The 13,193-nt window shown below is 61.4% G+C and carries 12 protein-coding genes; 5 read left to right on the forward strand and 7 right to left on the reverse strand.

Features of this window, described 5'->3' with window-relative positions; genetic code table 11:
• Positions 1 to 26: 26 nt before the first annotated feature.
• The 7 genes from ACYQ2T_RS08390 to ACYQ2T_RS08420 form a co-directional block, all read right to left on the reverse strand.
• Positions 27 to 1,130 (reverse strand): mechanosensitive ion channel family protein, encoded by a 1,104-nt coding sequence (locus ACYQ2T_RS08390; protein WP_459899928.1) that lies wholly within the window; start codon positions 1,128 to 1,130, stop codon positions 27 to 29.
• Between the two features lie 261 nt (positions 1,131 to 1,391).
• Complete coding sequence (gene rimK / locus ACYQ2T_RS08395; RefSeq protein WP_459899929.1) at positions 1,392 to 2,270, reverse strand: 30S ribosomal protein S6--L-glutamate ligase; 879 nt, start codon at positions 2,268 to 2,270, stop codon at positions 1,392 to 1,394.
• Positions 2,267 to 2,737, reverse strand: coding sequence for an ATP-dependent zinc protease family protein (locus ACYQ2T_RS08400; RefSeq protein ID WP_459899930.1), 471 nt, complete (start codon positions 2,735 to 2,737; stop codon positions 2,267 to 2,269). The genes rimK and ACYQ2T_RS08400 overlap by 4 nt, the downstream gene beginning before the upstream one ends.
• A 252-nt stretch (positions 2,738 to 2,989) precedes the next feature.
• The gene (locus ACYQ2T_RS08405; protein WP_459899931.1) at positions 2,990 to 3,535 is read right to left on the reverse strand and encodes a GNAT family N-acetyltransferase; all 546 of its coding nucleotides are present in this window, start codon (positions 3,533 to 3,535) and stop codon (positions 2,990 to 2,992) included.
• A complete protein-coding gene (locus tag ACYQ2T_RS08410) occupies positions 3,532 to 4,545 on the reverse strand; it encodes a D-alanine--D-alanine ligase family protein (RefSeq protein ID WP_459899932.1) in 1,014 nt (337 codons plus the stop codon). Before ACYQ2T_RS08410 ends, ACYQ2T_RS08405 begins: the two co-directional genes overlap by 4 nt.
• Positions 4,542 to 5,555 carry a D-alanine--D-alanine ligase family protein gene (locus tag ACYQ2T_RS08415; protein ID WP_459899933.1) on the reverse strand — a complete coding sequence of 338 codons (1,014 nt, stop codon included), beginning with the start codon at positions 5,553 to 5,555 and terminating at the stop codon, positions 4,542 to 4,544. Before ACYQ2T_RS08415 ends, ACYQ2T_RS08410 begins: the two co-directional genes overlap by 4 nt.
• A gap of 18 nt (positions 5,556 to 5,573) precedes the next feature.
• Entirely contained in the window at positions 5,574 to 6,863 is a 1,290-nt protein-coding gene (locus tag ACYQ2T_RS08420; RefSeq protein WP_459899934.1) for a KamA family radical SAM protein, read from the reverse strand.
• A gap of 674 nt (positions 6,864 to 7,537) precedes the next feature.
• On the opposite strand from ACYQ2T_RS08420, the gene ACYQ2T_RS08425 reads away from it, so the two are divergent.
• The 5 genes from ACYQ2T_RS08425 to ACYQ2T_RS08445 all read left to right on the forward strand — a co-directional run bounded on the left by ACYQ2T_RS08425 (position 7,538) and on the right by ACYQ2T_RS08445 (position 12,966).
• On the forward strand, positions 7,538 to 8,614 hold the full coding sequence (locus ACYQ2T_RS08425) for a YeiH family protein (protein ID WP_459899935.1): 1,077 nt from the start codon (positions 7,538 to 7,540) through the stop codon (positions 8,612 to 8,614).
• Between the two features lie 191 nt (positions 8,615 to 8,805).
• Positions 8,806 to 9,249, forward strand: coding sequence for a universal stress protein (locus ACYQ2T_RS08430; protein WP_459899936.1), 444 nt, complete (start codon positions 8,806 to 8,808; stop codon positions 9,247 to 9,249).
• A gap of 24 nt (positions 9,250 to 9,273) precedes the next feature.
• Positions 9,274 to 10,146 (forward strand): phosphate/phosphite/phosphonate ABC transporter substrate-binding protein, encoded by an 873-nt coding sequence (phnD, locus tag ACYQ2T_RS08435; protein ID WP_459899937.1) that lies wholly within the window; start codon positions 9,274 to 9,276, stop codon positions 10,144 to 10,146.
• Complete coding sequence (locus tag ACYQ2T_RS08440; RefSeq protein WP_459899938.1) at positions 10,124 to 11,614, forward strand: ATP-binding protein; 1,491 nt, start codon at positions 10,124 to 10,126, stop codon at positions 11,612 to 11,614. The genes phnD and ACYQ2T_RS08440 overlap by 23 nt, the downstream gene beginning before the upstream one ends.
• Positions 11,611 to 12,966, forward strand: a complete 1,356-nt coding sequence (locus ACYQ2T_RS08445; protein ID WP_459899939.1) for a sigma-54-dependent transcriptional regulator — start codon at positions 11,611 to 11,613, stop codon at positions 12,964 to 12,966. The genes ACYQ2T_RS08440 and ACYQ2T_RS08445 overlap by 4 nt, the downstream gene beginning before the upstream one ends.
• The last annotated feature ends 227 nt before the right edge of the window (positions 12,967 to 13,193 follow it).

A 13,193-nucleotide genomic window follows, 5' to 3' on the forward strand; every position in this document is an offset into this window, starting at 1 on the left:
AATGAAGAAAGGCCCGTTTTTTTGCTCTAGCCCTCCATATCCGGCCCTATGGACGTAGGCGCCCTTTCCCCGCGCTGTTCGCGCCGCTCTTCAAGAACCAGCCGCCGCCGCGGCAAGCACTCGGGGTACTGGCGTTGCAGAAATTCGATAAGCCCTTCGCGCACCTTGCACCGCAGGTCCCACGCCTTTGAGGCGTTGGGGGAGCTCATAATCGCCCGCAGGGTCATGCAGTCGGCGGCGGTGTCCGTCACCTGTAGGACGCAGGTTGCGCCGTTCCACAGGTCCGGAGACTCCTGACACAGCCGCTCCAACTCCGCGCGCAGCGGCGCAATGGGCGTTGCAAAGTCCACATGCAAAAAGACGGAACCGATGATTTCAGCGCTGGTCCGCGTCCAGTTTTGAAACGGCGTCTCAAGGAAATAGGTCACCGGCACCACAAGGCGCCGCAAATCCCAAATGCGGACAACGACATACGTAAAAGTGATGTCCTCAATCCGCCCCCACTCCCCTTCAACAATGACCACGTCGTCGATGTTGATGGGGTGCGACAGCGCCACCTGAATGCCCGCGAGGATAGCGCCGAAGGTTTTCTGCGCGGACAAGCCAATGACAATGCTCAAGACCCCTGCCGAGGCAAGGAGCGTCCCGCCCAGCATCCTGAACCTGTCGAACAGCATTAACGCAGCGGCAAAAGCGCCTATCCAGATAAGCACGATAACGATGCGCTGCAGGATGTTGATCTTGGTGTGAACCTGCCGCGCCACAAGGTTATCCGGCGTGCTGAGGTCATACTTCCAGTCCACCATAACCCGCAGCGCCCATGAGGCGAGGGTTGCCGCCCATGCCGCCATGACAATCCACAAGACGTCCAAGGCCTTCACCAGCCTACTCCATGCCCCGTCCGAAAGGCCGAGAAAGGGCACAAGGAGCGTCAGCACAAACAGCGACGCCGCGCACACGGTAAACAGGACAAGGCGCGGCTGGAGCGCAGTTGCCAGCGCGCTCAGCAGGCCCTTGTCATCCTCTCCTTGGCGTCTTTTGAACCACCGCATCACCGCGAGCGCCAGCCATAAAAGCAGTACCGCCACAAAGGCCCGCGCCGCCCAGCTTACCATTCCTGCTGTGTGCATACGTCCTCCCGGTCCTCGGGGTCATTCTCTTTAATCAACACAGCATTGTATGATATTGGGCGCAGGATGCAACGCCTTGTGACAAGGGGCGAGGTCGCCCGCCTTCTCCCATCACGATTTCCTTTACCGCCCCACCACGCGCAGCCATAGAGCAGTCGCAGTGGCCCTGCAACGCGCCATTCTCCTCCGCCCTCGCGCCCAAAAAAAGGGCGCCCGGCCTCTTGCCGCGCACCCTTGCAGATGTGATGGGGACAGATGCGGTCAGCCGGCCGCGTTGTCCTCCACGAATTTGATAATACTTCCGGCAATGTCCTTGCCTGTTGCGTTTTCAATACCTTCCAGCCCGGGCGAGGAATTGACCTCCAGCACCACCGGGCCGTGGTTGGAGCGCAGAATGTCCACTCCCGCCACATTCAGGCCCATGATGCGCGCCGCGCGCACGGCTGTGGAGCGCTCCTCCGGGGTGATTTTGACGGGGATGGCGGTGCCGCCCCGGTGCAGATTGGAGCGGAATTCCCCTTCCTTGCAGGTGCGCATCATGGCCGCGACCACCTTTTTGCCGACCACAAAGCAACGGATGTCGCAGCCCTTGGACTCGCCAATGTACTCCTGCACAAGAAAGTTGGCCTTTAGCCCGCGGAAGGCTTCAATGACGCTCTCCGCCGCCTTGTCGGTTTCCGCCAGCACAACGCCGAGGCCCTGCGTGCCTTCCAGCAGTTTCACCACCAGCGGCGCGCCGCCCACAAGGTCGATAAGCTCGCGCGTGAACTTGGTGGAATGGGCAAACCCGGTCACCGGCAGGCCGATGCCCTTCTGCGCCAACAGTTGCAGGCTGCGCAGTTTATCGCGCGAACGGTTAATGGCCACGGATTTGTTCAGCGTGGACACGCCCATCATCTCAAACTGACGGACCACGGCCGTCCCGTAGAAGGTGATGGACGCCCCAATGCGCGGGATGATGGCGTCAAAACCCTCAAGGCGCTCGCCGCGGTAGTACACGGCAGGGCTGTGCGAGGTGATGTTCACATAGCACCGAAGCGGGTCGATGACGTGCACATCGTGCCCATGCTCCTGCGCGGCCTCTTCAAGCCTGCGGGTGGAATAAATCTGCGGCCTGCGCGAAAGAATGCCAATTTTCATGCTTTTCCAGCCCCCCGGAGGTACGCTCCGGCCAGTTGCTTGCCGCACACATATGACGCAGCAGAGTCGATGAGAAAGTGATTTTCCAAGGCAGTGCGCCCAACCAACATCCGAAAGCCCATCCCTTCGCGGTTGGTGAGCGTCACTTCTACAGGCCGCACCACATTGCCAATGCGCAGCGGCGTTGCGATGACGATGCGTTCCTCGCTTTGCCCGCCGGAGTTGGTAATGGTGCGTGTGTCCACCACAGGGGCGGTGCACCAGATTTCAACCCGCGCATGCCTGCGCAAAGGATGCATCCCAAAGCGCACATACCGCACGCCCTGCGCCTCGTAGGTCACAAGGTCGAAGGCGTGCAGGGCCGATGTCCTCGCGCCGGTATCCATTTTGGCCTTGAGCGCTGGGATGCCCAGTTCGGGCAGGGCCACCCACTCACGCCAGCCAATGATTGTCTTTTCCATAGCCATGAAGGCCCCCTCACAAGAAAATGCCGCGCGGAAGATTCCCCTTCCGCGCGGCCTGAAAATCCATGTGTCTCAAACGTGGAACAGTCCGCTTCACACCGCGCCGCCACGGGCTGCGTGGCAAACGAACAAGGCGCATTGTGGACAAATTCCTCGGAAGGAAAAGCCACATAGAGTATTCCGGACCCTACGCCAAGACATTTCTTCTCATTTATGCAGGTTTTGTGTCAGCCTCTCTCATGATGATTCTGCGCGCTATGCGCAATACTCTCCCCACGCGTTATACGCGTCGCCGGATTCAAAGCCCGTGGCGAGTTCACGCGTGTAGGTGAGGCGGGATTCACCGGGGGCGTAGAAGTCCACATCCTCGCGCGACACCACGTAGCCAAAGCTTTCGTAGAACGCACGCGTCGGGGCATATTGCTCGCGCGCGGATGTTTCTATGCGCACGGTCTGCCCGCCGGCAAAGATGATCATATCCTCGGCAAGGTTCAGGAGCATGCGCCCCACGTGCCGGCCGCGGTATTCCTGCAGGACGCCTATCCAGTACAGGTCAAACAGCGCCGGATTCTCCTCCGACGGGCCGTAGCAGGCAAAGCCGACCACCAGCCCGCCGACCTCGGCAAACAGAAACTCATAGCCGCTTTCCGCGCCCCTTTCCCTGTGTTCCTGCACCAGCGAGACCGCCATGTCTTCCTCCCAGTCGGTAAAGAATCCGCTGGACGACACAATGCGGCGCACGGCCTGTTCATCATCTGCGTGTACACAGCTGCGGAGAACCACATCCATTTCCGGCTTCATTGTATTGCCTCCAGGGCAGATGCTTTCCCTGCCACCGAAGTGGCGGCAAGAATCCGCGCGATGGCGTCTGTGTAAGCTATCCCCGCGCGCTCAAGGGCGGCGGCATAGCCTGCATCCGGCGACAGGCACGGGTTGGCGTTCACGTCGATAATATTCAGCTCGCCACGGGTATTGGTCCGAAAGTCAATGCGTGCGTACCCGGACAGGCCAAAGGCCCGCCAGCAGGCCAACGCTGTGGTGCGCAGGTCCGCATTCAGGCTTGGGCACCTTTGGCAGGCGTCAAAGTCGCGCCGCACGGTCACATACTCCGAGGACGAGACGTCCCACTTGGCCCGGTAACCAATGATGCGCACCGTGCCGACCTGCTCCTCAAAGCACATCCGCGCCGCGGGCAGAACCTCCGGTCCATCTGGAGAATCCAGCAGCGCTACGCAGTATTCGTGCCCATCCAGATAGCGCTCCGCAAGGCATTCTCCGCCAAGGCGCGTACGCAAACGCCGCACCGCATCACGAAGCGCCTTCCGCCCGCCCACCTGCACCACACAGTCGGCCTCCAGCCCGTTAGAGGCATGCTCCCACGCGGACTTGATAATAAACCGCCCCTGCACGTCGCGGGTACCGCTTTCAAGCTGCCGCAGACTGCGCCACGCCGGGGTGGGCAACCCTGCCGCCCGCATCACAACCTTAGCCATAAGCTTGTTGGACGACAGAGCCATGGCGGTGCTGCCCGCCCCGGTAAAGGGCAGGCCCATTTCCTCAAGGAGCGCCGGGGCAAAGTGGATGAACCGCCCCCGCCCCTCGGCCCCCTCGCACAGATTAAAGACCACATCCGGGCGCACCTCAGCGAGGTGCTGACGCACGGCGGTCAGGTCCAGCGTAAAGGGGACGCTCACGGCCACATGCCCCAGCGTTTGCGCCGCCTCGGCCACAGCGCGCAGCTGCGTCAAGGTATCGCGGTCGTCCTCGCCACAGCGCTCGGGCGGGGGACTGTAGAGAAGAGCCAGCCTCACCGCCACGCCTCCGCGCGCGCCATGGGAGCCGCCGCCTCGCCCTGACGTTTAAGGGCCAACTGCACAATGCCGGTAATCAAATCCGAATAGCTAATTCCGGCCAAACGACAGATGATGGGCAGGTCCGAGTCGTCGGGGTTGAGGCCGGGCAGCGGGTTGGCCTCAATGAACATGGGCACGCCGCCTGCGTCGAGGCGCACGTCCACGCGGCCTGCATCGCGGCAGCCAAGAGCGGCCCACGCCTGCATGGCCAGTTCAGCGGAAGCTCTGGCCTCGCGGTCCGAGACGAGGTGGTAGGACACCCGCTCCTCATACTCCTGCTTGGCGACATAGCTGTATACGGCGCCAACCCCGCCACCATCGGCCACTACTTCCATAACGCCCAGCACACGGGCGCTGCCGCCCGAGCCAAGGATGCCCACCGTAAACTCCCGCCCCGGCAGATACCGCTCCACAAGCACCGGCTGCGCGTGGCGCATAAGCAGGCTCTCGCACACTCTGCGCAGGGCGCGCTCGTCCTCCACCAGCGAGGCGCCGGTCACGCCCTTGCTTGTGCCCTCGGCAACGGGCTTGGCAAAGACTGGAAACTCCAGCGAAAAGCCCTCCACATCGCCAAGGTGCTCCACCACGCGAAAGTCCGGCGTGGGGATGCCCGCGTCACGCACAAGGCGTTTGGTGGTGGCCTTATGCAGGCACACGGCCAGCGTCAGGGAATCCGAAAAGGTGCATGGAATGCGCCACGCCTCCAGCAGGGCCGGGATGGCCGCCTCACGCCCAAAGCCGTACAAGCCTTCGGCAATATTGAAGACAAGGTCCCACCTGCGTCCGCCGGAAAGGCGCTCCACAAGGGCGTCAATCCCGCCAATGCGCTCTACGGCGTGGCCGGCGGCGATGAGGACAGATTCAATGCCCTCAATGGTGCGCAGGCTGTCAAACTCCGCCGTTTCATCCAAGGAATAGCCCCGCGCCAGATAGTCGCTGCGCAGGTCGTACGTCATGCCGATGTTCACAGTATTCTCCTGAGCGCCTTAGGCTGCCGGTACCGGACCGGGCGCAGGGTCAAGGGTGCGGAACTGCCGTCCCTCGTAGTTTTCAAAGACAAGCTCCTGCCCATCGCGCCCCACAAGGTACTGGGGCAGAACAGGCGTTTTGCCGCCACCACCGGGCAGGTCCACCACAAAATGCGGAACCGCATAGCCGGAGGTGAAGCCCCGTAGGGAGTGCATAATCTCCACCCCGCGCGCCAGTGGCGTCCGGAAATGCGCCGTCCCCGCCACTTGATCGCACTGGTACAGATAATATGGCCGCACGCGGCACCGCAGCAGCCCGCGCATCAGCTGGCCGATGGTCTGTTCGTCATCATTTACGCCCTTCAGGAGCACGGTTTGGCTCCCAAGGGGAATACCGGCATCGGCAAGGCGTCCGCACGCCTGCGCGGCCTCGGGCGTCAACTCCGCCGGATGTGTGCAGTGGATGCTGACGAACAGCGGATGATACCGCCGTAGCATTCGCACAAGAGCGGGCGTCACCCTTTGGGGCAAAACCATGGGCGCCTTGGTCCCAATGCGGATCATCTCCACATGCGGTAGCGCCCGCAGCTGTGACACAATGTACTCCAGTGCGCTGTCCGGCAGCATAAAGGGGTCGCCGCCGGAGATGAGTACGTCGCGCACCTGTGGACTGCGCCGCACATAGTCAATGGCCCCGTCCCACATCCGCATACGGAAAGTGCGGGTTTCCTTTTGCCCCACCAGCCGCGAACGCGTGCAGTAGCGGCAATAGGTGGAGCAGATGTCCGTAGCCAAAAACAGCACGCGGTCCGGATAGCGGTGCACAATGCCCGGAACCGGGCTGTCGTGCTCCTCGGCCAGCGGGTCGCCGCATTCGCCGCATGCTGTCCTCCGCTCTGCCTCCGCGGGGATAACGCAGCGCCGCAGGGCTTGTGCTCCGTCGCCTCCAGCCAGCAGGCTGGCGTAGTACGGCGTCACAGCCACAGGCAGACGCAGGCCGTCCATACTCAGTGCCCTGCGCTCTTCTGGGCTCAGGCCCACCATGCGGGCAAAATCCGCAGCGCTGGTCAGCCTGTTTCGCATCTGCCAGCGCCAGTCGCTCCACATGTCGTCGCTCACGCCGGGAAAATGCGCGTCCCGAAAGGCACGCGGCGCCGCCCCCACAACCATGAGGGGCCTTCTACGGCGGCGCTGCCCTATGGGCGCAGTCGCCCCGGTGGTCTGTTCAATCAGTTGCGCCACCTGCGCGGCGCATGCCTGCCCCCCGCCCAAGGGCGGGTGGTCTTCCTGCTCGATGATGTCTTCCATCGTTCCTTGTCCGTCCTGACGGCAGGGGCAGAGCCGCCACCGCCGGGACCGTTCCAGCCGTTATGGGAAAACGCGCCTCACTGCCGAAAAGCGCGCCAAAATGTCCACCATGGGACGCTGTCCAAACAGCAAAGGATGCGCCAAAGTGTAACTATCATGAATACCACACTTTTTTATGCACACGTCGCCACAAAGCGGAAGCGGAAGGACCGCTCCGTTGCCGCCCTTTCCCCCTCGCTGAAGAAATCGCCACAATCCCAAGGCCCATAGGCCCCTTGCGCCGCCTTGCCCGCGCCCCAAGGGGGAACCACAGGATCCTCTTTTCACAAAAGGGAACCTGCGCTTCCGCTCTGCGCCTGCGCAATGCTGTGCAAGCCGTGCGTTTTCTGCTGCAAAATCAGAGGGCGGCATGACGTAGGGCCGCGCAGTTGAGGCGGTTTCCGGGAGAAGGAAGCCCGAAGGATGCGGGAAATGCGCCGTATGGCGGCCATTTACGATGCGTGTTCCCCCTTGGGAACACGCGGAGGGAAACGACGTTCCTGCGAGGGAACGTTTTGGGCATGACTGAGAATTGGGACGAAGAATATATACATCAAAATCAGTGTGTTACAACGAAAGCCCAGCTTGGCGTGCAAGTTGCTTAGTGAAAAGCATCACGATTACTGGAGGACTGCATGTCAACGAATACTCAGGCAATGGACGGATCACTGCGCAGGGATTTTTTTCAGGAAATTCTGGAGAGTATACCGGGATTTCTGCTGGTCATCTCTGTGGCGGTTTTCGCGCACGTTACCGCGCCGCTTCTGAAACACTATGAGTTTTTCAGAACGTACTTGACCATTAAGGACTTTATTCTGGCTATCTTGGTGGGCATCGCCATCCGCAACACGGTGGGCGTTCCCAATATGCTGCGCCCGGGGCTACGGTTTTCCACCATTCTCACCAAGACCGGCATCGTTGTCATGGGCGCCAAGTATTCTTTGGCGGGACTGGTGACGGTTGGCGGGCAGGCGCTGGGACTTATCGCCTTTTTCCTCTTCGCCTCCGCTGTGGTGCTGATGTGGATTGGCAAGAAGATGAACATCTCCACCTCGCTGAGCGCGTGTCTTGCTGCGGGGCTGTCGGTGTGCGGCGTTTCGGCCACCATCGCTGTGGCCCCGGCCGTGAACGCCAAAAAGGAAGAGATGGCCTACTCCATCGCCGTGGTGCTGATGTTTGGCCTGCTGGCGCTGGTGGTGTTTCCGCCGCTGGGGCAGTGGCTGGGCCTGACGGACGCGCAGTATGGCGCGTTTGCGGGTGTGGGCATCATCAACTCCGCGCAGGTGCTGGCCGCCGGGTTTGGCTTTAGCGACGATGCTGGCGTTATCGCTGGCGTATACAACATCGGCCGCGTTATCTTCCTGCCCTTTGTTGTGCTGATGCTGACCATCATGGCTTGCCAGCGCTCCTCCGAGCTGTCCTGCGAGCCCATCAACAAGTGGCAGATTATCGTTTCCAAGTTCCCAGTGTTTGTCCTTGGCTTCCTCATCGTTGTGCTGATGAACACGGCTGGCATGATTAGCGACCCTGCCGTGAAGACGGCCAAGACCTTCATGGAATGGGCCTTCCTGCTCGGCTTTGCCAGCATTGGTCTGACCACCCGTCTGGCCGACCTCAAGGCCGCGGGCTTTACCGGCGTGCTTGTGGGCTTCACCGTGGCGTCGCTGAAGGCAGGCCTCGCCCTGCTCGCGGTGCTCTACTTCATCAACTAGAATCAACACAGGGAGTCAGTCATGCTGCGTGCATTAAAGAACCTCTCGGCCAGCCGCAAACAGGACCTTATGGTTTGCCTCCTCGGCATTGGTTTGGTGTTTGTGGCCATCATTATGAACTAGGCCGATTTATGACGAACGTTGGGGGAGCGCATCAGGGAGCGCTCCCCCAACACCCTTTGGGAGGGATTATGCAGACAAGTACCATCGTTTTGGCAACCACCGGCGGTGAATGTTGTAAAAATGCCGAGGATTACGCACTGGCCTACTGCGCCAAAAACAGCGCATCCCTCGGCATTGTGCACGTTGTGGAGTCTAGCCTTTCGCACTATGGCTTGGTAGATTCCCTTGCCACCGAGGGCGACCGGCACGACTTTATCCGCCACGCCCGCACGCAGGAGATGCCCGAGGTGGAGCGCCGCCTTGCCCGCCTCATCTCGCGGGCGGAGGCCATGCACATTCCTTACAAATTGCACGTGGGCTGGCAGTCGCCGCTGTACTGCATCCTCAAGCAGTTGCAGGAGAATAACGCCCAGATGCTCATCGTGGGCAGCAAGCACAGCCGCCCCAACCCGTTTAGCCTCACCAGCTGTCTGCGCCGCAAGGCCCCCTGCGATGTGAGGCAAATCCGTTAACCCCTAAGACAAGCGCCATATGCAATGATCCGACGCGTCCTTTTCACCGTTTGCCTGCTTTTTGTCCTTGCCGCACCGGCCAGCGCGCAGGCCCCGCCGCCCGGGCGCATCACGTTTGGCGTCATTACGCTGAACCATCCGCTGATGATGTACCGGCAGTACCTGCCCTTTACCGATTTTCTTTCGGAGCGGATGGGCCTTCCCGTTGAGCTGGTGCTGGCCCGGGACTACGCCACCATCATTGACGACCTCACCTCCGGCCGCATAGACATCGCCCTGCTGGGCGGCTTTTCCTACATCGAGGCGCGCGAGGCCAGCGCCGAGGTCAGCCCGCTGTGCGCGGTGCTGTCCCCGGACGGCACGCCCACCCACCGCACCATTATCTTTACGACCAAGGCCCGCACGGATATCACCGCCCTGCGCGACCTGCGCGGCAAGGCCTTTGCCTTTGCGTCCAAGCACTCCACATCCGGCTACCTGCACCCACTGTGCTTTTTAGGCGCCCACGGCGTTAGCAAGCAGGACTTTGCCACAGCCACCAACCTGCGCACGCACGAGGCCGTTGTCCGCTCCGTCACCCGTGGCAATCACGACGCCGGAGCCATCTCCGTCGCGACTTTTGAACGCTTTGCGGATTCCGGCCTGCGCGCCATCGCCAAGACCGGGCCGCACCCCGGCTTTGTGCTGGTGGCCCGCAAGGCCGGGGTACCTCAGCTCCAGCGCCTGAAGCACCTTCTGCTGAGTACGGACTTTTCCACCCCAGCCATGGCCGCCCTGGCCGGACGCTGGACACCCCTTTTGCGTAACGGCTTTGCCCCGGTTTCCGACCATGACTATGCATCAATACGAACCTTGCGAGACTGCGCGATCACTTATGGGTACGGAAACGAGACATAAGCTGTCCCCGCGCGGGCTGCGCTTCAAATTCATCGGCATTGTGCTGCTCTGCCTGACGGGAACCATCTTCTCCACCGCCTATTATATGCTGGAGAAGGAGCGCGACGTGCTCATGCAGACGGCGCGGCAGCAGGCAACATCACTCACCAAGGCCTCAGCCATCCTCTTCACCAACACGTTCATCTATGAAGAGTTGGACATGTTGGATGAATCAGACATGATTGCCTACCTGTCATATTATGTGTCGGACGTTATGCGCACGGACCCGCGCATTCTCGCCTTTACTGTGGTGGACAAGCACGGGCGGGAGGTGGTCAGCAAAGCGGCGCCCTCTGGCGGCGACCACGCCGCCGCGCCCAGAATCTCGCCACAGGTGCCGGCACAGGCCAGCGTACAACTGCTGGGCACCGGCGCGGACGCGGTGCTTGCCGTGCAGGAGCCGCTGTCCATCGAGTCCAAAACATGGGGCGCATGCCAGTTGCTCTTTTCCCTGCGCGATATTGAGAAGGCCCGCGTTTCCGTGCGCAATGAAATTTTGGCCATCTCCGCAGGGTGGCTGCTCTTTTCCCTGATTATTGTCGGATTTGGCGCGGAATACCTCATTACCTCGCTCCAGAAGCTGTCCGATGCCATGGTCGGCTTTACGGTGCACGGCGACTTTTCGGAGCCGTTCCCCAACCTGCCGCCGCGCAAGGATGAAATTGGCCAATTGCAGCACAGCTTTGAATGGATGGTGCAGCGCCTGCGGCGCGAGGAGCAGGAGCGCGCGCAGACCAAGAAAAAGCTCTTCCACACCGAAAAAATGGCCACCATCGGCCAACTGACGGCCAGCATCGCCCACGAGGTCAACAACCCCCTTGGCGGCGTGATGCTGTGCTTCAATAATCTGGTGAAGGGCAATCTGGACGACGCCGGGCGCGAACAGCACATCGAGGTCATCAACTCCGGCCTTTCGCGCATCCGCAAAATTATGGGCGATTTGCTCGATTATTCCCGCCAGTCGTCGCTCAACATGCAGCCGACAGCCGTGGACGATGTGGTGCACAAAAGCGTATCCCTGCTGGAACTGTTCAGCCAAAAGAAGCGCGTGAGCCTCAGCGCCCTCCTGCCAGGCGAAACGCCGCCCATCCTGATGGACAGCACCAAGATTCAGCAAGTGCTGGTGAACCTCCTCCTCAACGCCATCCACGCCACGCCAGAGGGCGGCGCGGTGACGCTGGAGGGCAAGCTGCACGACGACAGCTTCACCTTCATCATCTCGGACACAGGCCCGGGCATTGACGGCGCCATTCAGGGCAAGATTTTCGATCCCTTCTTCACCACCAAGGGCGAGAAGGGGACAGGACTAGGGCTTGCCCTTGCCAAATCCATTGTGGACCAGCACGGCGGCAGGCTTGAGCTTGTACAATCCACAGCACGCGGAAGCATCTTTGCCATACACCTTCCGCGCACGGGAAAAGACACATGATACGGAGCATCATCGTTGTGGAGGATGAGCTGTCGATGCGCATCGGCATCCAGCACACCCTTTCGGCGGCAGGATATATCGTCGAGGCCTTCGAGGACGCAGACAGCGCCCTGCGGGCCATGGCGTCAAGCAGCTTTGACCTGCTCATCACGGACATGCGCCTGCCGGGCAAATCCGGCCTCGACATGCTGGGCACGGTGAAGGAGCTACACCCCGGCACAGGCATGATTCTCATCACGGCCTTTCCGGAGATTGAGCTTGCCGTCAAAGCCATGCGCCTTGGCGCGTTTGACTTCCTCTGCAAACCTTTCTCCAACGAGGGTCTGCTCATCGCCGTGGAGCGCTACTTCAACTACCACGACCTGAAGCAGGAAAACACGCGCCTCAAAACCAGCAACGGTCTGGACGAGATGATTGGCGGGCAGTCCATGCAGCCGGTCTTTGAGCGCATCCGCGCCGTGGCCGATGCCTGCACGCCGGTGCTGGTCCTTGGCCCCAGCGGCACGGGCAAGGAGCTTGTCGCCAACGCCCTGCACAACCTCAGCCGCCGAAACGACAAGCCCTTCCTGAAAATCAACTGCTCCGCCCTGCCGGAACATTTGCTGGAGTCCGAGCTTTTCGGGCACGAGAAGGGCGCGTTCACCGGCGCGCACAAGCGCCGCATAGGCAAATTCGAGGCCGCAAACGGCGGAACGTTCTTCTTTGACGAAGTGGGCGACATGCCGCCCGCGCTGCAGGTGAAGCTGTTGCGCGTCCTTGAGGACGGGGAAATAACGCGCATTGGCGGGAATACGCCCATCACCGTGGACGTGCGCAGCATCTTTGCCACGGCCAAGGACCTGGAGACGCTCCTTGAGGACGGCTCCTTCCGCGAGGACCTGTACTACCGCATCAACGTCGTTCCCATCACCCTGCCCCCGCTGTGCGAGCGCGGGGACGACATCCTCAAGCTGATGCAGCACTTTCTGTTCATCTACGCCTCCCGCCACGGCAAGGAAGGCGTCCAGCTGTCGCCAGAGGCCCAAAACGCCCTGCTCCACTATGACTTCCCCGGCAATATCCGCGAGTTGCGCAATATTATGGAGCGCTCTGTTTTGCTGGCGCAGGACGGCGTGATACGCCTTGGGCACCTGCCCCAGCGCGTGTGCGAAGGCGCCGCCCCCCACTACGCCCCCCAAGCCCCCGAGGACCGCGCCCTCTCCCTTGAGGAAGGCGTGATGCAATACGAACGCGACCGCATCATCGCGGCGCTGGAAGCCACGGACAACCGCAAGCAGCGCGCCGCAGAACTGCTGGGCATAAGCCGAAAGGTCCTGTGGAAGAAGATGAAGGACCTGGACATCATGGCCTAACGCCCGCCCGCCGTCCCCGCGTTCTCCATGTCTGCCGCGCCTTGCGTGACGCCGGCACCGCGCACCACACGCCGCATAAAGCCGCGGAAGTGCCAGACGCCCCGCGCGTCCCCTCCGCACGCCAGACGAGTGCAGTGCGCCGCTTCCCCCCCCCACGCCACGCAGGAACTCATAAGGCCGTCAGAATTCACCTGACGGCCTTTTCGCTGTATGGCGCGCTTAATTCG

This window comes from Desulfobaculum senezii, assembly GCF_054657395.1.